This is a genomic window from Actinokineospora baliensis, from assembly GCF_016907695.1.
In the GTDB taxonomy this organism is placed as follows: domain Bacteria; phylum Actinomycetota; class Actinomycetes; order Mycobacteriales; family Pseudonocardiaceae; genus Actinokineospora; species Actinokineospora baliensis.
This window is the reverse complement of sequence record NZ_JAFBCK010000001.1, coordinates 7,046,916-7,067,676: the sequence shown is the minus strand read 5'-3', so window position 1 is coordinate 7,067,676 and position 20,761 is coordinate 7,046,916. Positions and strand designations below refer to the sequence as shown.

The 20,761-nt window shown below is 71.4% G+C and carries 19 protein-coding genes; 1 reads left to right on the top strand and 18 read right to left on the bottom strand.

Annotation, left to right across the window (positions count from 1 at the left end; translation table 11 throughout):
- The first annotated feature begins 194 nt into the window (after positions 1–194).
- Positions 195–2,174: a methyl-accepting chemotaxis protein gene (locus JOD54_RS31240; protein ID WP_204455522.1), complete on the top strand. Its 1,980-nt coding sequence runs from the start codon at positions 195–197 to the stop codon at positions 2,172–2,174.
- Positions 2,175–2,187: 13 nt separating this feature from the next.
- Here JOD54_RS31240 and JOD54_RS31235 read toward each other — a convergent pair whose 3' ends face one another.
- The 18 genes from JOD54_RS31235 to JOD54_RS31150 all read right to left on the bottom strand — a co-directional run bounded on the left by JOD54_RS31235 (position 2,188) and on the right by JOD54_RS31150 (position 20,720).
- Positions 2,188–3,453 (bottom strand): condensation domain-containing protein, encoded by a 1,266-nt coding sequence (locus JOD54_RS31235; RefSeq protein ID WP_204455521.1) that lies wholly within the window; start codon positions 3,451–3,453, stop codon positions 2,188–2,190.
- The gene (locus JOD54_RS34855) at positions 3,450–4,466 is read right to left on the bottom strand and encodes a hotdog fold thioesterase (RefSeq protein WP_239573567.1); all 1,017 of its coding nucleotides are present in this window, start codon (positions 4,464–4,466) and stop codon (positions 3,450–3,452) included. Before JOD54_RS34855 ends, JOD54_RS31235 begins: the two co-directional genes overlap by 4 nt.
- Positions 4,467–5,049: 583 nt before the next feature.
- A complete protein-coding gene (locus JOD54_RS31225; protein WP_204455520.1) occupies positions 5,050–6,213 on the bottom strand; it encodes a beta-ketoacyl-[acyl-carrier-protein] synthase family protein in 1,164 nt (387 codons plus the stop codon).
- Entirely contained in the window at positions 6,214–6,921 is a 708-nt protein-coding gene (locus JOD54_RS31220; RefSeq protein WP_307860428.1) for an SDR family oxidoreductase, read from the bottom strand. It lies immediately after the preceding gene.
- On the bottom strand, positions 6,918–7,187 hold the full coding sequence (locus JOD54_RS36115; protein WP_239576007.1) for an SDR family NAD(P)-dependent oxidoreductase: 270 nt from the start codon (positions 7,185–7,187) through the stop codon (positions 6,918–6,920). Before JOD54_RS36115 ends, JOD54_RS31220 begins: the two co-directional genes overlap by 4 nt.
- Positions 7,184–7,402 (bottom strand): hypothetical protein, encoded by a 219-nt coding sequence (locus JOD54_RS36110; RefSeq protein ID WP_204455518.1) that lies wholly within the window; start codon positions 7,400–7,402, stop codon positions 7,184–7,186. The genes JOD54_RS36115 and JOD54_RS36110 overlap by 4 nt, the downstream gene beginning before the upstream one ends.
- 181 nt (positions 7,403–7,583) lie before the next feature.
- Positions 7,584–8,375 (bottom strand): inositol monophosphatase family protein, encoded by a 792-nt coding sequence (locus tag JOD54_RS31205; RefSeq protein WP_204455517.1) that lies wholly within the window; start codon positions 8,373–8,375, stop codon positions 7,584–7,586.
- Positions 8,368–8,829, bottom strand: a complete 462-nt coding sequence (locus tag JOD54_RS31200) for an NUDIX hydrolase (protein WP_204455516.1) — start codon at positions 8,827–8,829, stop codon at positions 8,368–8,370. The genes JOD54_RS31205 and JOD54_RS31200 overlap by 8 nt, the downstream gene beginning before the upstream one ends.
- On the bottom strand, positions 8,826–9,992 hold the full coding sequence (locus tag JOD54_RS31195) for a DegT/DnrJ/EryC1/StrS family aminotransferase (protein WP_204455515.1): 1,167 nt from the start codon (positions 9,990–9,992) through the stop codon (positions 8,826–8,828). The genes JOD54_RS31200 and JOD54_RS31195 overlap by 4 nt, the downstream gene beginning before the upstream one ends.
- Positions 9,989–10,981: an NAD-dependent epimerase/dehydratase family protein gene (locus JOD54_RS31190; protein ID WP_204455514.1), complete on the bottom strand. Its 993-nt coding sequence runs from the start codon at positions 10,979–10,981 to the stop codon at positions 9,989–9,991. The genes JOD54_RS31195 and JOD54_RS31190 overlap by 4 nt, the downstream gene beginning before the upstream one ends.
- 14 nt (positions 10,982–10,995) lie before the next feature.
- Complete coding sequence (locus tag JOD54_RS31185; RefSeq protein ID WP_204455513.1) at positions 10,996–11,658, bottom strand: methyltransferase; 663 nt, start codon at positions 11,656–11,658, stop codon at positions 10,996–10,998.
- Positions 11,655–13,703 (bottom strand): aminodeoxychorismate synthase component I, encoded by a 2,049-nt coding sequence (gene pabB / locus JOD54_RS31180; protein ID WP_204455512.1) that lies wholly within the window; start codon positions 13,701–13,703, stop codon positions 11,655–11,657. The genes JOD54_RS31185 and pabB overlap by 4 nt, the downstream gene beginning before the upstream one ends.
- Positions 13,675–15,021 (bottom strand): class I adenylate-forming enzyme family protein, encoded by a 1,347-nt coding sequence (locus tag JOD54_RS31175; RefSeq protein WP_204455511.1) that lies wholly within the window; start codon positions 15,019–15,021, stop codon positions 13,675–13,677. The genes pabB and JOD54_RS31175 overlap by 29 nt, the downstream gene beginning before the upstream one ends.
- The gene (locus JOD54_RS31170; protein ID WP_204455510.1) at positions 15,018–16,232 is read right to left on the bottom strand and encodes an MFS transporter; all 1,215 of its coding nucleotides are present in this window, start codon (positions 16,230–16,232) and stop codon (positions 15,018–15,020) included. The genes JOD54_RS31175 and JOD54_RS31170 overlap by 4 nt, the downstream gene beginning before the upstream one ends.
- Positions 16,233–16,246: 14 nt before the next feature.
- Positions 16,247–17,671: an NAD(P)/FAD-dependent oxidoreductase gene (locus tag JOD54_RS31165; RefSeq protein ID WP_204455509.1), complete on the bottom strand. Its 1,425-nt coding sequence runs from the start codon at positions 17,669–17,671 to the stop codon at positions 16,247–16,249.
- Positions 17,668–17,934 carry a hypothetical protein gene (locus JOD54_RS31160; protein ID WP_204455508.1) on the bottom strand — a complete coding sequence of 89 codons (267 nt, stop codon included), beginning with the start codon at positions 17,932–17,934 and terminating at the stop codon, positions 17,668–17,670. The genes JOD54_RS31165 and JOD54_RS31160 overlap by 4 nt, the downstream gene beginning before the upstream one ends.
- Before the next feature lie 488 nt (positions 17,935–18,422).
- A complete protein-coding gene (locus tag JOD54_RS31155) occupies positions 18,423–18,848 on the bottom strand; it encodes a PPOX class F420-dependent oxidoreductase (RefSeq protein ID WP_204455507.1) in 426 nt (141 codons plus the stop codon).
- Positions 18,849–19,724: 876 nt separating this feature from the next.
- Entirely contained in the window at positions 19,725–20,720 is a 996-nt protein-coding gene (locus JOD54_RS31150; protein WP_204455506.1) for an aspartyl/asparaginyl beta-hydroxylase domain-containing protein, read from the bottom strand.
- Between the last annotated feature and the right edge of the window lie 41 nt (positions 20,721–20,761).

Genomic DNA, 20,761 nt, shown 5'->3' with positions numbered 1-20,761 from the left:
ATCTCCGGGCCATCCGTAGAGCGCGAAGCGCGGAGGCGGTGCGGTGTTCACCCTTCGATGCTACCCCCGGCGTTCACCCGGTTCCGGTGCGAGCGAAGCACCCGACCGGGGGGTTGTGTCGACAGTGGACACCGGATGTGGCTCGATGGGGTGACCGGACTCGGGTCCGGCGCCACTTCGAGGGGAGCGTCCGCATGTCGAGTTTCCGGGGCCGTCTGCTCGCCGTGCTCGTCCCGGTCGTGGTGGGCGGGCTGGCCGTGTTGTCGGTGTTCGTCGTGGTCAACGCGACGGGGCTGGAGGAGGACGCGCAGCGGGCGCACGGGCGCGATGTCGCCGACAGCCTCGCCAGGCAGGTGGAGACGCAGATCGCGGGGGCGCGGGCGGCCGAGCGGGGCATCGTGGCGGCGGGCAGCGCCCTGCCGGTGGAGAGCCGCCCGGTCCTCGACGAGGTGGTCCGCGGCGCGCTCGCGACCACGCCCGAGATCTACGACATGTACCTGTGCTTCGACGCCCCCGGTGACCCGCGCTACCCGCTCTCCGGCGTCTACCAGTTCCTCTGGATCAAGGACGGCACCGGCACCCCCGTCCGCCAGGACCTCGACGACGCGGCCAACGCCGAGGCCATCACCTACGCCTGGTACACCGAGCCGAAGCGCACCGGCGCGGAGAGCGTCGTGGAGCCGTACTACGACGAGAACCTCAAGGCGCTGATGACCTCGATCACCGCGCCGATGGTCCAGGGCGGCGGCACGATCGGGGTCGCGGGCGTGGACGTCACCCTCGACCAGCTCTCCAAGAAGGTCAGCGCCGCCAAGGTGTCCGACAACGGCTACGCGATCCTGCTCTCCCGCGCGGGGACGCTGCTCGCGGCCCCGGACGCGGCGGTCGTGGGCACGAAGACGCTGGAGCAGGCCGCTGCCGAACCCGCACGCGACACCGCCGCCGCGCTCCTGCGCGACGCGGCCAAGGGCGGCACCGGCAGCCTGGACGGCAAGAACCCGTTGTCGCAGGACGCGGGTGACGCGGTGGTGAGCTGGGCGCCGGTTGAGGGGACCGGCTGGACGCTGGCGACGGTCACCCCGATGAGCGACGTCCTCGCCCCGGTCGCCGCGCTGCGCACCAAGCTGATCGGCTTCGCCCTCGGCATCGCGTTGGTCGTGCTCGCGACCGTGTGGTTCACCACCCGCAGGTTGACCCGCCGGATGCCCGTCCTGCGCACCGCGGCGCTCGACATCGCCCGCGGCCGCCTCGACGTCACGCTGCCGCCCGCGGGCCGCGACGAGCTCGGCGAGCTGTCGGGAGCCTTCGGCGAGATGGTGACGACCCTGCGCGGAACCGCCGACCACCTGCGCCGGATCGCCGCCGGTGACCTGGCCGCCCCGGTGCGGCCCGCCGGTGACGACGACGAACTCGGCACCGCCCTGGCGCAGATGCAGCGCGGGCTCACCGCCTCGGTGCGGGCCGTGGTCGACACCGCGACGGCGTTGAGCGGGTCGGCCGAGGCGTTGCGCGACCAGGCCGACGAGCTGCGCGACAGCGCCGCGGTGACCCACACCCAGTCGGCCGCGGCCAGCACCGGCGCCTCGGAGTTCAGCGACAGCGTCGCCGAGATCGCCTCCACCGTCTCCCGCGGCTCCACGCTGGCCACCGACGCCGAGCAGGCGACCGCCACCATGACCGACCAGCTGCGCAGCCTCGCCGGGTCCTCGGCCGCCATCGCGGGCGTGGTCGACGTGATCACCCGCATCGCCGCCCAAACCCACCTGCTCGCCCTCAACGCGACCATCGAGGCGTCGCGGGCAGGCGAGGCGGGCCGGGGCTTCGCGGTCGTGGCCACCGAGGTCAAGGGCCTGGCGGAGTCCACGACCACCGCCACGATCAGCGTCACCGAGCGCATCGCCGCCATCCAGTCCGATGTAGACGGAACCGTCCAGGTGATCCAGCAGATCGGTACCTCCATCCGCGACATGGCCGAACTGCAGGGCACCATCGTCGCCGCGGTGGAGGAACAATCCGCCGCCTCCTACGCCGTCCGCGAAAGCATCGGCCACGTCGCGAACGTGGCGGGCCGCACGGAGACCAACGTCCAAGCCAGCCTCGCCCTGGCCGACTCCCTGGCCACCGCCGTCGAACGGCTGGAGCGGGTCAGCAAGAGCTTCCAGCTGCCGCACTGACCAGGTGCAGTTGTCAGTTCGCCGCTGTGATCAGTACTCGCTCCCATGCCTTGAGCAGGTCGACCACGACCTCCTCCGGGAGGTAGGCGGTGTCCGCCCATAGCGATACCTCGAACGTGCTATCCATTCGGAACACTGTGGCGTAGGCGCTGACGAACATGAACTCGCTGGGTTCCATGGTGATCGTCGTGGTGCCGATGGCGGAGGTGTGTGGAGGGGTGGGTTGGCCGAAGATGCTGGGGGAGCTGACGTCGTTGTAGACGGTGTCTCGGAGGAAGGGGGAGCCTCGGTCGGCGTCCACCTTTTCGCGGACCAGTTGTTGTTCGTCGGGGTCGACGGTGCTGTGGGTGTAGGCGGAGGTGGCGGATTCCCAGATCTGGGCGGCCAGGTCGTCGAAGGGCTTGTCGGTGTCCACGACGATGAGGGCGTCTTGGGAAAGGGTGCCCATCATGCGCAGGGTTTGGGCGCTGGAACGGTTGGCGGACAAGGAACTCACCGCGATCCGGGGCTGGCCCGAGTGCTCGCCGAGGATTGCGCACAGTCCCGCTAGGGCGACCATCGAGGGGCTCACGCGGGTGCGGTGGGTCAGGGTCCGCAGTGCGGTGGCGGCGTCGAAGGACACCATTCGGCCCTCGACGTAGCGCGGGTCGCCGGGGGTGGCGACCGGTGTGGGGAAGACGGCGGCGGGGGCGGACCGGTACTTGGCTTCCCACCAGGCAAGGGTTCGGGCGTTGCGGGCCAAGCCCTCGGGGCTGCGCTGCGCTTCGGCGAGTTGGCGTGGTTGCCACGCCTGCCAAGGGGATGTGTCGCCTGCCAACACGTCCGCGACTCGGGAAGTGAAGAACTCCAAAGCGATCCCGTCGACGGCCATGTGCGTCAACACGGCCGCGATCTCCTGCGGCGCGCCGTCGCGCAGGACCAGGGCCAGGCGGACCGGCAGGTCGGTGGGGCCGAACCGCGTCGACATCATGTCGGCGTGGGCGGATTCGGTGGTGCCGCCCTCGGTCAACTCCAGTGCGTAGCCGGGTGACCCGAGCACCCGTTGCCGGTCTGCTCCTGGGTAGATCGTGCGCAGCGACTCGGATTCGTTCAAAACAAAGGAAAGAGCACCGATGATTTCGTCCACAGTGGATCCGATGACGGGAATCGCCACCAGGAGGAAAGCGAGGTAGCGGTCGTCGGGGTAGGCGAGCAGTTCCCGCTGGATCTTGCGCTGGCCCCAGGTGAGCGGCGCTTCGACGTCCTCGCCCGCCGACACCGGGATGGGCACACTGGTCACTTCGCGCTCCTTCGGTCGGTGCGGCGCAGGCGGCACGTCAGGCGGGCGGTGGCGATCCGGCGGTCGGGCCGGTCGAACACGGTGACCTCGAAGGTCGCGACGTCGATCCCGGTGAACACCGGCACGCACACCCCGGTCACCCGACCGCCCGCGGCGACCCGGTGGTGGGTGATCGACAGCTCCTGGCCGAGGATCTCGCCCGCGAACAGGCAGGCGGCGACCGACCCGAGCGTCTCGGCGAACGCGGCGGTGGCGCCCCCGGCGAGGAACCCCGCGTCCTGGCGGTTCCCGGCGACCGGCATGGTGCCGACCACCCGCTCCGGGCGCCGCTCGACGACCCTGATGCCCAACCGATCGGTGAGCAGCCCGTCTCCATCGGGCTCGACAGCACCCGCGGCTGCGGCCAACCCTTCGAGCCACCCCAACGGCCCTGGGACGCCACCGAACGGAGCCACGTCAATCGCGCTGGATCCTCGCCGTACCAACAAACCTGCGGCGACATCCCCGGCGGGAACCCCGGAAAGCCCCAGCGCCCCAGCGATCGCCGCGGCTCGAGCGTTCGGCGCCAGGTCGGCCCCGATCACCAACACGACGTCAGCGGCACCGGTGTCGAGCAACAACCGCGCCGACCGCATCGCCTCGACCGCCAAGTCCGCGACGCCGGACACGCAGACCATCGGCCCGGTGATCCCGTACGCGCGGCTGAGGTGGCCGAGGATGGAACTGTTGGCGGACTGGAAGAAGAACACCGGATCAGGGGTCCCGCCGCCAGCCAGCCCCTTGGTCGCCTCATCGGCGGTGAAGGTGTCGCCGAACAGGGTCGCCAGCACGATGGCCGTGCGGGAGCCGTCTACCGCGCCCGCCTCGGCCAGACACCGACGAGCGACGTCGAACACCAGCGGCCCGAAACGCGACTTGGCATACCCGCGAACCGGTTCGAGCTCAACCGGCGCCGCGCCAGGCAACCCGGTAGCCGCGTCACCCCAAGGGGTCAGCACCGCTCCGACGGTCATGACGCTCGCTCCACGGCCGGACGAGCGACGATCGGCCAGCCGATCGCGTTGGGCGGCTTCGATCCCGCCGACGGGCCGCGGTGGATGGCCCCGAGGAGGGCGATTCCGCTGCGTTCACCTCTCGCGTCGCCCATGGCCGGACGAGCCAGTATCGGTGGCGGCCCTGCGGAGGCGACGTCGTCGGTCCCTGTGTGGTGTTGGGGAGCGTGTTCACCGGCTCGATGCCACCACTGCCCACGGAGTGGGCAACTGGCGCAGCGAGTGGCAGCGCGGACAACCGCACTGGTCCGAGGGTGTCCGCCATATGCACCTGCCGCGACACGCGCTCCATGGTCCGGTGAGCAGCGGTCCGCTGACGGGCCGTGTTGGGCGGCCTCGAGGACGTCCACGGCCGGACGAGCGATGATCGGGCGGTAGATCGTGTTGGGCGGCCCTGCGGAGGCGACGCAGCCCGTCCCGGTGCGGTGTTGGGGAGCGTGTTCACCGGCTCGATGCCACCACTGCCCACGGGACTGGCACCTGCCGCAGCGAGTGGCAGCGCGGACAACCGCACTGGTCCGAGGGTGTCCGCCGCATGCACCTGTCATGACGCTCGCTCCAGTACCAGGGCGGCGTTGGCTCCGCCGAAGGCCGCGTTGAGCGACACCGCTACCTCGATGTCCGCCTGCCTGGCCGTGTTGGGTACGCAGTCCACATCGCACTCCGGGTCTGGTTCGAGGAACCCCATCGTCGGCGGCACCACCCCGTCGGCCAGGGCGAGCAGGGTGATCACGGCTTCCACCGCGCCCGTCGCCTCCAGCAGGTGGCCGGTTGTGCTCTTGGTGGAGCTCACCACCACGCCCGGACCGAACACCTCCCGCAACCCCCGCGATTCCGCCGCATCGTTGAAGGTCGTCCCCGTTCCGTGCGCGTTCACGTAGTCGACCGAGCTCGGGTCCCGGCCCGCCATCACCAATGCGGCGCGAGCGGCCGCGGCGAGCCCGGCTCCGTCCGGGTGCGGTCGTACGACGTGGTGGGCGTCGGCGGCCATTCCCCAGCCGGTCAGGCGGGCCAGTACCCGGGCGCCGCGGGTGGCGGCCGAGGTGGCGGACTCGAGGACCAGGGCCGCGGCGCCGTCGCCGTGGAGGAGGCCGGTGCGGCCCAGGGAGAAGGGGCGGACGGCGCCGTCGGTGCTCAGGGCTTGGCCGGAGTCGAACTTGGCGAAGATGTCCTGGCTCACCACGTGCACTCCCGCGCAGACCGCCGCTCGTGCCTGTCCGGTCCGCACCAGTTGCGCCCCGGTGATGATCGCGGTGGTCGAAGCTATACACGCGTTGACGAACGCCAGTCGGGGTGTCGCCAGCCCCAGGTCCTCGGCGATCCGGTCGGCCAGCCGACCCGGCAGGCTGTCCAGCGGCGGCTCGGCTCCCGGCGTCCGCCAGAACCCCGGATCCGCCCGGCGATCCCCGGCGCTGCCCAGCAAGAACGGCGCCCCAGCACCGTCATGGCCCGCCATCTCCAGCGCCGCCGCCGCGCAAGCCCGCAGCACCGGCGCCTGGGCGGGCGTCTCGCCAGGCACGATCGTCACCCCCGGAACCCCGTCGCCGGAGTACACGGCGGCCCGGTCCGTGCGGAACCTGCTGGTGTCGAACCGTTCGACGGGCCGGAACGGGTCACCGCCGCCGAACACGCCCGTGCGGACCGCGTCAGCGCCGAACCCGAACGCGGTGAACACCCCGTACCCGGTGATCACGACATCGTCAGCCATCTAGTGCCCCATCCCGAGACCGCCGTCGACCGGGATCACCGCGCCCGTCACGTACCCCGCCCCCGGCGAGGCCACCCACAGCACCGCGTCGGCCACCTCGGCCGCGGTCGCCGTCCGGCCCAACGGCACCTCGGCCACGATCCGCTCCACCGTCGCGGCGGGCAACGTCCCGGTCATGCCCGCGTCCACCAGCCCCGGCGCCACCACGTTCACCGTGATGCCCCACGGCGCGAACTCCCTGGCCAACGACCTGGCCATGCCCACCAGCCCCGCCTTGCTCGCCGCGTAGTTGGACTGACCGGCGAACCCCCGCAGCCCCGCGACCGACGACATCAGCACGATCCGCCCGCCACGCGCGCGGATCATGTCCGGCACCACCCGCCGGACCGCCTCGTAGGCGTTGCCCAGGTTGATCTCCACCACCGACAGGAACCGCTCCCGGTCCATCCCCATCAACAGCCCGTCATCAGCCACCCCGGCATTGGCCACCAACACCTCAACCGGCCCCTGCTGCCGCTTGACCTCGGCAAACGCCTCACCGGTAGCCGCCGAATCGCGAAGGTCGCACACGACGCCGAACAGCCCGTCCGGAACCCCACTACCCCGGTGCGTCACCGCGACCTTGTCCCCGGCGGCCGCGAATGCCCGCGCACAGGCCAGCCCCAGCCCCCGGTTGCCTCCGGTCACCACCACCGACCGCCCGCTCACAGTGCCTCCCCAACGATGGCCACCGGCACTTCGACCAGTCCGTGTCGCCGCTTGGCCTGGCTGGTCGCCTGCGAGTCGCATTTGATGCCGAACAGCCCGCCCGGAGTACCCCGGCGCGTCACCGCCACCTTGTCCCTGGCCGTTGCGAACGTCCGCGCACAGGCCAGCCTCACCGCGACCTTGTCCCCGGCGGCCGCGAATGCCCGCGCACAGGCCAGCCCCAGCCCTCGATTGCCTCCGGTCACCACCACCGACCGCCCGCTCACAGTGCCTCCCCAACGATGGCCACCGGCACTTCGACCAGTCCGTGCTGCCTGGCCTCGCTGGTCGCTGTGGAGTCGCATACGACGCCGTACAGGCGATCGGGGGCGCCTCTGCGGTGGCGCAACGCGACCTTGTCCCGGGCGCCCGCGAATGCCCGCGCGCAGGGCAGCCCTAACCCCCGGTTGCTCCCGGTCACCACCGTCAGCCGCTCGCTCACCGAACCTCCCCGGCGTTGGCCATCGGCGCCCCCACTGGCCCGTGCTGTCGCTTGGCGTCGGTGAAAGCCTCGCCTGTGCGGGCCGAGCCGCGAAGGCCGCCGCTATCGCGGTCGTTCACCGCCAGCTTGTTCCCAACGGCCGCGCAGGCCAGCCCCAGCCACTGATCCGCTGACTGTCCGCTCACAGCGCCTCCCCGACAACGGCGTCCAGTGCCTCCGACAGTCCTGGGCGGGCGCATCGCACCGCGTAGACCTCGGCGTGGCGTTTGGTGGGGGAGTCGAACCGCAGTGGTGTTCCGTCCAGCGCGGTGCACTCCCCGCCTGCCTCACTGACCAGGATCGCGATCGGTGCGATGTCCCAGATTCGCATGCCCCGGTGCAGCAACGCCCCGTACGCGCCTCGGGCAACCATGACCGCGTCGAAAACGCTGTTGCTGGACCGAATCCCTCGGCACGAGCCTGCCAAACCCGTCACTGTGGCCAAATCGGGCGCGATCGCTTCCGGAGCGCCCACATCCATCCCATATGCGACAAGTTCATCCACAAGAGACTCACGCGAAGTCAAGCGCAACCGCTCATCCCCACAGAACGCGCCCTCACCCAACTCGGCGGTGTAGAGCTCGGCAAAGGCAGGCAGCGCGATGCCGCCCGCGATCACGGACCCGTTGCGCACCGCGGCGAGCATCGACCCGTACAGCGGGCTGCCTGCGGCGAAGTTGCTGGTGCCGTCGATCGGGTCGATGATCCAGGTCAGGCCGTCGCCCTCGACGGGGTCGGCTTCCTCGCTGACGATGGCCGAAGCCGGGAACCGGGCCCGGATCAGCTCAGTCAGCACCGCGTTGACCCGCAGGTCGGCTTCGGTGACGACCTGGTCGCGTTCGCCCGACGTGCCGATGACTTGCCGCGGCAGGTCGGCGATGCCTTGGGTGGCCTCCCGCAGCGCGTGCTCGACGAACGCGCGGAGTTCACCCACCGGCCAGCTCCCGGTAGCGCTCGATGATCGGCACCTCCGGCGGCAGGATCGCCGGGGGGAGGTCGTCGAGTGCGAAGAAGCGGGCGCTGAACGCTTCGTCGAGGTCCGCGCTGACCGCGACCCCATCCGGCACCCTGGCGACGTAGGCCGCGGTGACGTTGTGGATTTCGTCGCCGTTGGGGCACTTGTAGTAGAACTCGGGGCCGGAGAACACGCCGAGCAGGTCCAGTTCCTCGACCTTGACCCCGGTCTCCTCGAACACCTCGCGCCGCCCGCAGTCCTCAAGCGACTCACCGGGGTCCAGCAGCCCGCCGGGCAGGCCCCAGTCGTGGGTGTCGGCCCGCTCGATCAGCAGTACCCGCCCGGACTCGTCGACCACGACGACGTTCGCGCCGGTCAAGATCAGCGGTGCGGTGCCCACCGCCGCGCGCAGTTGCCGCAGGTAGTCCTTCATCCGGTCCTCCGCAGGGATTCGGCGATCTCGGCGCTGTGCTCGTGGACGCGGGCGACGGTGTCGCAGACCCGGTCGACCGCGGCGGCCGCCAGGTGCGTCGACAGCGGTAGCGTGATCATGGTCCTGGCCAGTTCCTCGGTACCGGGCAGGGGGCAGGCGGGCACGTCGGCGTACGCGGTCTGCCGGTGCAGCGGCGGGTCGAAGTAGGACCGGGTCGAGATCCGCTCCGCGCGCAGGCAGGCCGCCAGTTCGTCGCGGGTCAGGCCGAAGTCGGCGCCGACCCGGACGGTGAAGTCCTTGTAGGAGCTGACCGCCCCGGCCGGGACCTCCTGGAACGACAGGCCGGGTATGCCGGACAACGACTTCAGGTACCGATCGACCAGGCTGTGGCGCTGCTCCAGCCAGCCGGGCAGTTGCGGCAACGCGGCGTTGCCCAGCAGCGCGGCGATCTCGGTCATCCGGCCGTTGAGCCCCAGCAGCACCGAGTCGTAGTTGCCGGGATTGCCGTACTCGCGCGCCACCCGCAGCTGACGGGCGAGGCCGTCGTCCGCGGTGGCGATCAGGCCGCCTTCGCCGGTGGTGAGGGTTTTGGTCGGGCTCAGGCTGAACACCTCGGCCAGCCCCTTGGACCCCACCATCGACCCGTCCGGGTAGCGGGCGCCGAACCCGTGCGCCGCGTCGAACAGCAGCACCGCCCCGGCCCGCTCAGCCCTCGCCGACAACTCGTCCACCGCGCACGGCGAACCGTAGGTGTGCGTCGCCAGGATCGCCGAGAAACCGTTGTCTGGCAAGGAAGACGGGTCGATCGTCGCGGTTCGCGGGTCGCTGTCGGCGAAGACGACCGGCAGCCCGTTCCACCGCACGGCGTGGCCACTGGCGATGAAGGTGAAGCTGGGCACCACAACAGGCCCGCTCAGGTCCAGGCAGCGCAGCACCAGCATGAGCCCGGTCGTGCAGTTGCTGACCGCGACCACGTTCGGCACGCCCAGGTACTCGGCCGCCAACCCCTCGAACCGGCGCACCTCGGCCCCGTTGGTGATCATCCCCGAGCCCAGCACCGCACCGACCCCGGCCAGCAGGTCGTCCGCGGCGGGCAGGGCGGGCCTGATCAACGGCAGTGGCTCGTCGAACGCGGGCGGGCCGCCCAGCGCCGCGGGCCTCATCGGGCCACCGGCTGGCGCGCGGTCCGCTCGACCATGAGCAGGTAGTTGTTGTAGCGGGCGTCGGCGTGGTCGGCGTAGCGGCCGGACCGCACCGCCGCGGCGATGTCGCGGACCGAGTCGAGCACCCGCAGCCGCGGCCGGAACCCGAGGTCGTTCTCGATCGGGTCGAAGTCCACCCGGTAGTTGCGCGGGTCCCTGGCCGCCTCCACCACGTCGACCTCGGCGTCGGGCACCTCGGCGCTGATCAGCTCGCCCAGGGCGGCGATCCGGTAGTTCTCCGCGTTGCTCCCGCAGTTGTAGACCAGCGACGGCGCGGTGGCGCCCAGCACCGTGCGCACCGCCTCGGCCGCGGCCCGCACGTGCAGGAACGGCCGCCACTGGTCGCCCCCGTGCACCATGAACCGGCCGTCGGCCGCGGCCCGCGCGGTCATCGTGTTCACGGCCAGGTCGAACCGCATCCGCGGCGACAACCCGTGCAGGGTGGCGAACCGCAGGATCGACGGGCGCGGGCCGTCGCCCGCGTGGCTGAGCAGGTAGTGCTCGGCGAACACCTTGGTCTCGGCGTAGAGCGAGCGCGGCTCGACCGGCGAGTCCACCCCGACCGGCGCGTCGCCCGCCGCGCCGTAGGTGCTGCAGGTGGAGGCGAACACGAACTGCCCGACCCCGGCCCGCTTGCTCGCCTCGGCCAGCCGGATCGTGCCCAGGTAGTTCGTGTCGCGGGCCAGGTCGCCCGCGAGGTCGCAGGCCGGGTCGCCGACGATCGCGGCCAGGTGCACGACCGCGTCGATCCCGGTCAGCCGCGACGCCCAGTCGCCGGGGTCGCGGATGTCGCCGGTGATATAAGTGATGCCGGGGCGCTCCTGGCGCTCGCGGGTGATCGACTCGTCGTCGACGACGGTGACGTCGGCGCCGTGTTTGGCCAGCAGCGGGGCCAGCACCGAACCCAGGTAGCCCTGGCCGCCGGTGACCAGCACGGTGGGTGGTCGCATCAAAGCCTCATTTCTCACGGACGAGGGGTCAGCTCGAGCAACTGGTAGGTGACGTCGCGGTCGGGCGGGCTGGCCGCGAACCCGGTGGCGGTCAGCCCGGCCCCGGCGGCGAGCCCGTCGAGCCGGGCCCGGTTGCCCAGCGAGCCGAAGCCCAGCAGCACCCGCCCGCCCGGCGCGGTGAACCGGTGCGCCCGCTCGAGGAACCGGCGGTGCGCGGTGTACCCGGGGTCGAAGATGGCCAGGTCCAGGTCGGACCCGGGCGCGTGGTCGGCGGGGGACTCGATGAACGGCGAGTTCCAGAACACGAGGTCGAAGCGGGCGTCGTCGTCGAGGGCGTCGAACAGGTCGCCCCGCCGCGCGTCGAGCCGGTCGGCGACGCCGTGCCGCTCGGCGTTGCGCCGGGTGTTGGCCACCGCGGCGGCGCTGATGTCGGTCGCGGTGACGTGGGCGCACACCCTGGCGGCGGTGACCGCGGTGATCCCGGCGCCGCAGCCGATCTCCAGCATCGTGCCGCCTGGCGGGTAGGGCAGGTGGGTGGTGAAGAACCGGGTCGAGGCGTCGTAGACCGGGGAGAACACGCCGGGCAGCAGGTCCCAGGTGTCGCCGAGCAGGGTGAAGGTGTCCGGGCGGCGCAACCGGTTGGCGGCCAGCAGCCGCAGGCCGCTGTCGTAGCTCATCGGGTGCTCCTGGCGGGCTCGGTGGCCGCGTCGCGCTCGGGGAAGCGCTGCCCGGTCAACCCGAGCAGCACGGCTGCCTTGACCGCGGTCTCCTCGAACTCGACCACCGGGTCCGACAGCGCGATGATCGCCCCGCCCACGCCGAACTCCACCCGGTCCCCGGCGGCCACCACGGTCCGGATGACGATGCTGAAGTCCGCCGCGCCGCTGAGCGAGAAGTAGCCGATGGCCCCCGAGTACACCCCGCGCGGACCCTGCTCCAGCCGGTCGATGATCTGCATCGTGCGGATCTTCGGCGCGCCGGTCATCGACCCGCCGGGGAACGCCGAGCGCACGCACCGCACCGCCGAGACGTCCGGCCGCAGCCGCGCGCTGACGGTGCTGACCAGCTGGTGCACCGTCGTGTAGGTCTCCACGGCGAACATCGGGTCGACGGTGACCGTGCCGGGCAGCGCGCAGCGGCCGAGGTCGTTGCGCACCAGGTCGACGATCATCAGGTTCTCGGCGCGGTCCTTCGGGCTGTGCCGCAGGTCCAGCCGCAGCCGCTCGTCCTCCTCCGGTGTGCGCCCGCGCGGCCTGGTGCCCTTGATTGGCTTGCTCTCCACCCGCCGGTCCCGGCTGACGCGCAGGAACCGCTCGGGGGAGCAGCTGAGCACCGACAGCTCGCCCAGGCGCAGGAAAGCGCCGAAGGGCACCGGGTTGCGCTCGCGCAGCGCCCGGTAGGCGGGCCACGGGTCGAGGCGGCCGGTCGCGGTGATCATGTTGGTCAGGCAGATCTCGTAGCTCTCACCCGCGGTGATCTGCTGGAGGCAGTCGTCGATGAGGTCGAGGTAGCGCGCGCGGTCGTGGCGGAGTTCCAGCGGGCCGATCGGCTCGGAGGTGTCCCTGGCGGGGGCGACGGGTTCGGTGAGCCTGCGCTCGGTCTCGTCGAGCCAGGCGTCGGCCTCGGCAGTGTCGCCCGCTGTGGCCAGGGCCAACAGGTACAGCTCACCGGTCTCGTGGTCGACGGCGACCGCCCGGTCGGCGAAGATCATGGCCGCGTCGGGGTGCGGCGAGGGGTGCACGGCGTCGCCGCCGGTCTCGGCCTTGAGCTCGTAGCCCAGGTAGCCGACCCAGCCGAGGGCGAAGTCGAACGGCAGCGGCGGCACGATCGTCCTGCGGGCGGCCAGATCCCGGTCCAGCCAGTCGAAGAATCCACTGTGGACCGTCTCGGTGCCCGTGGCCGACGTGATGGTGACCGTGCCCCGGTTGACGTCCGCCGTGGCCACCCGCGCGGCGGGCCCGCTGGCGTCGACCAGGAACGAGAACCGGTCCGGTCCGGCTGATCCGCCCGCCGACCTGGTGCCGCTGTCGAGCCACGCCGCGTGCTCGGACCCGGCAAAACACCGCTCGTAGACCTGCTCCGCGGTCACCGGGGTGCTCAGCGTGCGGACCACGACCCGGTCCGGGCCGGTGACTGACACCGGCGACCGGCGCGGCGGCACCGCGAGGAAGTTGCGCATGATCCGCGCCCCGTCCGGGGTCCCGATGGACTCCGGGTGGAACTGCACGCCCCAGAACGGGCGGTCGCGGTGCCGCAGCCCCATCAGCACCCCGTCGTCGGTCCACGCGATCGGCAGCAGCTCCTCGGGCAGGCCGGTGACCGCCAGCGAGTGGTACCTGATGGCCCGGAACGACTCCGGCACGTCGGCGAACAGCTCGTCGCCGCTGTGCCGGACCAGCGACTCCTCGCCGTGGCGCGGCACCGGGGCGGGGACGACGGCGGCGCCGAAGACGTGCGCGATGCCCTGGTGGCCCAGGCACACCCCCAGCAGCGGCAGGTCGGCGGTGGCGATGACCTCGGCGCAGATCCCGAAGTCGGCCTCCCGCTGCGGGGTGCCGGGTCCCGGCGAGACGATCACGTGGTCGTAGCGGTCCAACTCGGCCGGGCGCCAGTCCGGGTCGTCGTTGCGGACCACCGTCGGCCAGCTGCCGGTTGCCCTGGCCACGTCGTGCGCGAGGTTGTAGGTGAACGAGTCATAATTGTCGATCAGCAGCGTTCGCATGCGGGTCCCCCTCTCCGCGGTGGGCGTGCAGCAGCTCGTGGCTGCGGATGAGCTTGCCGGTGGGGTTGCGCGGGACCGCCCGGTCGACCGCGAACCGCTTCGGCACCTTGAAGTCGCTGAGCCGCTCCCGGCACCACCGCAGCAGATCCGCCGCGGTGACCTCCTCCGGTGCGCCCACGTAGGCCTCGACCGCCGCGCCGCTGTGCACGACGACGGCCTCGGTCACCCCGGGGTGCGCGCGCAGCACGGCCTCGACCTCCATCAGGTCGATCTTGAGCCCGGCCACGGTGACCACGGAGTCGGCGCGGCCCAGGATGCTGATGGTCGCGCCGTCCTCGCCGAGCTCGGCCCGGTCGAAGGTGCGCAACCAGCCGTCGTCGAACCGGTCGACCCCGTCGGCGCGCAGGTACGGCGACCGGTCCAGGCGGACGTAGAGCTCGCCGTTGGTCACCCGGACCGTGGTGTTGGCCACCGGGCGCCCGACCCCGGGCGGCGGGCACGGTTTCGTCAGTTCCGCCGTGAGGATCCCGGTTTCCGTCGTGCCGTAGACCGGGCTCACCGGCACACCGAACCTGGCTTCGAATGCCGAGTTCACCGCGGGCGGCAGCATTTCCCCGGCCGAGACCGCCAACCGCAGGTCCGGCAGCGGCGGCGGGGTCGTTCGCGACAGCAGTTCGAAGTGCAGTGGCACACCGAGGATCGCCGCGACCCGGTGTTCGGCCGCCCGCTCGACCCACCCCGCCGCCCTGGTTCCCAGCGGTAGGACCAGTCCGGTGCCGGATGCCAGGCCGTGCAGGACTCCGCCGATCAGGCCCATGGTGTGGATCAGCGAGTTGAGCAGCAGCACCCGTTCGCCGCGCCGGGGCATCCCGTCGAGCACCGCGTACCGCTCGATCTCCGCGTGCAGGTCCGCTGCGGTGCGCCCGATGACCTTGGGCAGACCCGTCGAGCCGGAACTGAACTGCACCAACCGGATGTCGCCCGGGTCGGCCCCGGCGCCGAGGTGGTCCAGACCGGCTTCCGTGAGCTCGTGGGTCGGCGGGTGCAGCCCGTAGAGCCGCTCGACCTCCGGCGCCGGGAGCCGGGTGTCGACCAGCACGACCTGCGCGTCGAGCCGCCACAGGGCGAACAGCGCGTGCAGGGCGGCCGGACCGGGCGGCAACCGCAACGCGACGATCGAACCCGGCGCGATGTCCGGCAGGGATTCGGCCCGAGCGGCGACGGCGCGACGGAGGTCGGACCGGGTTTCCGCGCCGTCGGCGACCAACCAGGGGTCGGTGTCCGCGCCGCGGTCGAGCAGTTCGTCGATCCAGTTCACCGAGTACCTCCCGTGCTCTGCAAAGCCGGGGCTGACAACAACTTCCTGGCGCCCACCAGTGCCACCGCGAACGCGACCAGCCCGGCGACCACCGGCACCCGGTACCCCTCGGCGGCGCCGATGTGCTGCACCACCCAGCCGCCGCTCGCTGCGCCGATCGAGATGCCGACGATGAGCGCGGACTCGGTCAGCGTCACGCCCTCGTTGATCTGCTTGGCGGGCACGACCTCCTGCAGCAGCGTCATGCTGGTCACCATCGTCGGCGACACCACGACCCCGGCCACCGCGAGCCAAGCACCGAGCAGCAGGAGGTTGTCGACGAACAGCAGCGGCACCATCGCCAGGCCAAGCACCGCGACCCCGGTGAGGTAGCGGACCGCGGCGCCGCGCTGGGGGCGCAGCAGGCCGAACACGATCCCGGAGATCGCCGACCCGGCGGCCAGCAGCGCGAGCACGAACCCGGCGGAGCTCTTGTGCCCCAACGAATCCGCGAACCCGATGGTCACCACTTCCAGCGACCCCAGGATCACCCCGATGGCCAGGAAGGTCACCAGGACCACCTGGACCCCCGGCGCCCGCACCGGGGACTTCGGCTTCGCCCCGGCGGTGTGCGGCTCGATCGGCGGCTCGGTGCGCTTCTGGGCGGCGAACAACACCGTCCCCACGACCAGCAGCGCGGTGGCCACCAGCAGACCCGCCTCCGGGAACACCAGTGTGGACAGCAGTGTCGCCAGGATCGGCCCGCCGACCAGGCACACCTCGTCCACCACCCGCTCGAACGAGTTCGCCACGTGCAGCCCGTCCGGGTCGTCGGCGAGCACGTGCGCCCACCGCGCCCTGGCCATCGCGCTCACGAACGGCACACCCGCGGAGATCACGTAGGTCACGAAGACCGTCCACACAGGAGCCGTGTGGTACGCGCAGATGACCGTGACCGTCGACGAAGCCGCCGAGATCAGCGTCGCGGGCAACGCGACCTTCGCCTGCCCCAGCCGGTCCACCAGCCTGCCGATGAACGGCGAGCCCACCGCCACCGCGACGAGCCCGGCCGCCGACACCGCGCCCGCCAGGGCGAACGAGTCGTAGCGGGTGGCCACCATGATCACTGTGCTGACGCTGAACATCGCCATCGGCAGCCGGGCCACGAACCCGGCGGCGGTGAACGCCACCGCCCCGGGTGTGGCGAAGATGCGGCGGTACGGGCTGAGCATGCCCCAGGTCCTCCTCAGTCGGCGTAGAGCTCGCGCAGCATCTTCACCAGGACCGGCGAGTACCTGGCCGCGGCCAGGATCTCCGCGGGCGGCACCTTGCCCGGGTGGATCTCGTCGGCGAACCTGGCGAACTCGATGCGCAGGCTGTGCTCGATCGTGCGCGGCCAGTCGACCGGCAGGTGCCAGTCGTACTCGTAGCCGGTCGCCAGCAGGTGGGCCACCGCCGTCGAGATCACCTCGTGCCTGGGGTGCGGCTGGATGGCCTGGCGCACCGGGTGGAAACCGGTCAGGTCCACCCCGGTCCCACCGCCGGTGATCAGCGCCGCCACCTCTTGGGCCAGCAGCGGGGACAGGTGCAGGCCGTCGCGGTAGGTGCCGGTGAGCAGCCACAGGCCGTCGAGCTCGGTCGGGCCGATCAGCGGGAACCCGTCGAGGGAGACCGGCCGGTTGCCGACCTGCGCGGCGCGGATGCCCGAGGTCCACAGGTCGCGGTGCAGCTGCCTGGTCGCGCAGTCGAGCAGGAAGTGCAGGTCGCGGACCACCGGCTTGTCCACCACGGTGGGGGAGATGATGTTCGTGGCCCCCACGTAGACCTGACCGCCCGAGCGCGGCACCAGGTGCAGACCGCAGGCGAACGCCCGGTTCGGGGTGCGCAGCACCGACCGCGGCCCGTCGGCGCCGTCGGTGTCCAACAGCGCCGACACGCCGAAACCGGCCACCAGCCGCGGGATCCGGCCCGCCGCGCCGCCCGCGGTGTCCAGGATGTCCTGGGTGCGGGTGCCCGCCGCGAGCACGACCTGACCGGCCTCGATCCGGGTCCCCGAGGTCAGCACGACCCCGGTCACCGCGCCGCCGGTGTACTCGAGACTGGCGGCCGACTCCCCGGCCAGGACCCCGCCTCGCGCCGTGAAAGCCCGCTCCAGCCGCTGGAGCAGCCGGTGCGAGTCGACCGCGTGCTCGTCGGGCAGGTGCACCGCGCGGAACGGCCTGCCCGCGTTGTCCGGGTTGATCCACTCCACCTCGGTGACGTCGATGTCGTGGCAGGGCTGGTCGTACTCCGCGGCGGCCCGGCGGATCGCGGCGAAGTTCGCGTCGTCGATCGAGGCCACGCCGACCCCGTTGAGCAGCACCACCGTCCCGTCGGCGGCCAGCACGTCGTCCTCGGCGCCGGTGTCCTCGGCCAGCCCGGCCAGCCAGTCGTCCCAGGTGCCCAGCGCCCGGATGCCCAGTTCCAGCTTGGACCGGCCGTGCTCGCTGCTGAGCAGGACGTCGGTGACCTCGCCGATCGCGCCGAGCATCGCCCCCGCCGCCACCGACGCCGCCCCCGGCCGGTGCGGTTCGCCCAGCACCGTGACCTTGAGCCCCTGCCTGGCCAGCACCAACCCCAGGGACAACCCCAGCACGCCGTTCCCGGCGACGACGACATCCACCCCGCTCATCGCTGCCCGCTCCCCGCCGCTTCGGCGACCAGGTCCGGGTGGGTCCTGGCCAGGTACTCGTGGATCGCCCTGGCCGAGGTGAAGTCCAGGACGTCGTCGCGCCCGGGCTCCACCACCAGCCCGTGCCGCTCCTCCAACAGGTGGCGCAACCACACCAGCGCGAACGAATCCACCATGATCGGCGTGTCGTAGTCCAACGCCACGTCCGACTGCATGTTCATGCACTCGTTGACCACACCGAGGACGTCATTCCGGTCGATCATCATTCCCCTTTCCCGCACCGGGGCAGCCGGAATCGCCCCGATGTCGGCACCCGACAACGGGCATGGCGAACCCCTGGACAGCGTTGGATGTGTCGAATAAGAAACCGGTCCCACCCGCGTCAGCGCGTGGTCGCCCGGTGGTGGCTTCAGTGGGCAGTGCTCCGCAACGGACCCCCTTGGACTGTTCCCATCAGGGACTTAACCAGAGGTTAGTGCGGCAGGCAAGGTCATCCGGAGTCCGGCGGGGAACAATCAGTGCCCCTTACCTGACCTGTACTGGGAAAACCCACTCCAATGGCGGATATCCGCGCCAAGCGAATAGGTGGACGATCGAAATATTCAACGATCACCCGCCGCTGTGGTCTGACTTCTCAAGTTAGTTCGCCCCTGACTCGACGGAGGTCCCTATTCGTTCGACATCGCGCCGAAAAGGATAGTTGTCCGATCCTTGTCGGATTCAGGGGTCGGTAGGGGTGGCTCGTGGCGGGTCAGTCGGCGATGCCGGTGAAGGCGACGACCGACTCGACGCGGCCGCGCACGAGGTACTCGCCGGGCACGGAGTTGCGGGCGCCGTACTCCTCGGCGCGGTCCTGACCCATGTAGCGCGCGCCGATGCGGGTCGCCCACTCGCGCACGACGGCGAGGTCGTCGATGAACGCGGGCGTCCCGGTGAGGCTGACATAGGAGTAAGGCGGCTCCTGGTCGTCCACGCACACGCTGAAACGCCCTGTGCGCCGCAGCGCCCGGTACTTCACCGAGTCCGACCAGGTCGTGAACACGATGTCGTCCCCGTCGAGCAAGAACCAGATCGGCGTGACGTGCGGGGTCCCGTCCTTGCGCACGACCGCCAGCTTCCCGGTGCGGGTGCCGCTCAGCGCGAAGGCGCGCCAGGCATCATCGGACATGCGGAGCATGGGAGCCTCCCCGGGTGGCGGTGGAAAACGCTTGCGGCGCAACGCTTCCCAACGGGGCGCGGGCCACAGGTGAACACTACTTCGACACCGTGGCCGCAGCACGGCGGGGTGGGCATCTCATGCGGACGAGGTGGGCTCCCGATGGGAACTCCGGGAGTGGAGGCGAATGGCACGGTGGCGCCGCGCTTCCAGTCGGGGCGCGGCCCTGGGGAAGCAGTGTGGTCGCGGCGCGGGTCGGTCACCGCGCGCGGACAAGGCCAGCCCGATGGGAGAATCCCGGGGGCGGCGGCAAATAGCACTTGCGGGGCAGCGTTTCCAGTCGGAGTGCGGCTCGGGGAGCAGTGCAGTCGCGGCGCGGCGGGGTGGGTTCCCGATGGGAGCCCTTCGGGGGGGTGAGTGGCACTTGTGGTGCAGTGCTTCCGGACTGGGTGCGGCCCGGGCGGTCAGTGCGGTCACCGCACGGACGAGGCAGGCTTCCGATGGAGCCTCCCGGGGTGAGTGGCACTTTGCGCGCAGTGCTTCGAGTCGGGGCGCGATCCCGGGTGGGCAGTGTGGTTGCGGCGCGGCGCGGCGGGGTGGGTTCCCGATGGGGGCCGTACCAGGGGTGAGTGGCATCTGTGGCGTAGCGCTTCCAGTTGGGGTGCGGCCCGGGGAACGGTGTGGTCGCAGCGCGGCGACCCCATCGCGTGTGGACGAGGCGGCCCCAGTTGGAGCCACTCGGGGGTGGCGGCGAACAGCACTTGAGGCGCAACGCTTTCAGTTGGGGTGCGGCCCCGGGGGGTGAGCGGAGCGGTCGCGGCGGGCCAGCCCGCACTGCGCATGCGGACGAGGCGGGCTCCCGGTGGGAGCCCGCCTCGTGGCCTACCGGCGGACCGGTTAGAGCGGGGTGGCCGCGATGTCGAGCTCGCGGACCGTGGTGCCGACGCGGGTTCGCAGCGTCACCGTGGCGTTCTCACCGGAGCGGGTGACCGTGATGGTGCGCTCGTCGGTCCAGCCAGCGAAGCGGAACTCGCCTTCGCCGGTGTGGATGAGCTTCGCGGTCGGCTTGCCCGCCACGCTGAGCACGAGCGCGCCGTCGATGACGGTGATGGTGGCCTCGGCCTGCTCCTGCGGCTGCAGGAACTCGCCGTCCTCCTCTTCCCAGCTGGGGAAGGACACCGGGATCGGGAACGCCACCGCGTGCGCGCCCAGCTGGTCCTCGGTCAGCGGCACGCGCTTCTTGTTGATGAGCACGTCGTCGCGGTCGAGGTCGGCGAGGTACTCGTCGGGGAACAGCTCCAGCAGCTCCTCCGACACCAGCGCGTCGATCACCATGTGCACCCGGGGCACGGTGTCGGTGTTCTCCACCTGGTGCATGCGGGAGAAGTCACCGAACCAGAACTCGCCCGGCTGCCACTGGTGCAGGGTGCCCTCCATGAACAGCTTGGCGCCGTCGCAGGTGGTGACCGGCACGTGCAGCCGGGCGTTGCCCCAGGCGGGCCCGTACTTGGTGTCGTTGTGCAGCCAGCTCTTGGCGCCGGGGCCCAGCGAGAGCAGCCGCACCGCGCGCAGCTCGGCGGGGATGTCGGCGAGCAGCTGGGAGAAGTACGGGGCCTTGTCCCGCCAGATGGTGTCCTCGTGCTCGACCAGGCCGGGGCCGCCCGGGTCGGTCCGCTCGAGGTTGCCAGCGGCGCTGCGCAGCGACAAGCAGCGCCAGTCGATCTCGGCCTCGGTGATGGTGCCGTCGTCGGCGTAGCTGCGCTGCAGGCTCCACCGGTGCTCGCTCAGGACGCGCAGGTCCTCCTGCAGCTGGTCGGCGTCGTAGTCGCGCTTGAGCCGGGCGGCGGGCGGGACCTTGGCCAGGGCGGGTGGGGGTGGGTTGTCGAGTGACACCGTTGTAGACCTTTCGCGATTCGGGTGGGTAACTCCGGACG

What these genes read in the sequence shown, in the direction of transcription:
- JOD54_RS31165 (WP_204455509.1), bottom strand. Translation starts at nt 17,671, where the DNA reads ATGAGCGGGGTGGATGTCGTCGTCGCCGGGAACGGCGTGCTGGGGTTG.
- JOD54_RS31185 (WP_204455513.1), bottom strand. Translation starts at nt 11,658, where the DNA reads ATGAGCTACGACAGCGGCCTGCGGCTGCTGGCCGCCAACCGGTTGCGC.
- JOD54_RS34855 (WP_239573567.1), bottom strand. Translation starts at nt 4,466, where the DNA reads ATGACCGTCGGAGCGGTGCTGACCCCTTGGGGTGACGCGGCTACCGGG.
- JOD54_RS31195 (WP_204455515.1), bottom strand. Translation starts at nt 9,992, where the DNA reads ATGAGGCCCGCGGCGCTGGGCGGCCCGCCCGCGTTCGACGAGCCACTG.
- JOD54_RS31225 (WP_204455520.1), bottom strand. Translation starts at nt 6,213, where the DNA reads ATGGCTGACGATGTCGTGATCACCGGGTACGGGGTGTTCACCGCGTTC.
- JOD54_RS31240 (WP_204455522.1), top strand. Translation starts at nt 195, where the DNA reads ATGTCGAGTTTCCGGGGCCGTCTGCTCGCCGTGCTCGTCCCGGTCGTG.
- JOD54_RS31155 (WP_204455507.1), bottom strand. Translation starts at nt 18,848, where the DNA reads ATGCTCCGCATGTCCGATGATGCCTGGCGCGCCTTCGCGCTGAGCGGC.
- pabB (WP_204455512.1), bottom strand. Translation starts at nt 13,703, where the DNA reads ATGCGAACGCTGCTGATCGACAATTATGACTCGTTCACCTACAACCTC.
- JOD54_RS31190 (WP_204455514.1), bottom strand. Translation starts at nt 10,981, where the DNA reads ATGCGACCACCCACCGTGCTGGTCACCGGCGGCCAGGGCTACCTGGGT.
- JOD54_RS31200 (WP_204455516.1), bottom strand. Translation starts at nt 8,829, where the DNA reads ATGAAGGACTACCTGCGGCAACTGCGCGCGGCGGTGGGCACCGCACCG.
- JOD54_RS31160 (WP_204455508.1), bottom strand. Translation starts at nt 17,934, where the DNA reads ATGATCGACCGGAATGACGTCCTCGGTGTGGTCAACGAGTGCATGAAC.
- JOD54_RS31170 (WP_204455510.1), bottom strand. Translation starts at nt 16,232, where the DNA reads ATGCTCAGCCCGTACCGCCGCATCTTCGCCACACCCGGGGCGGTGGCG.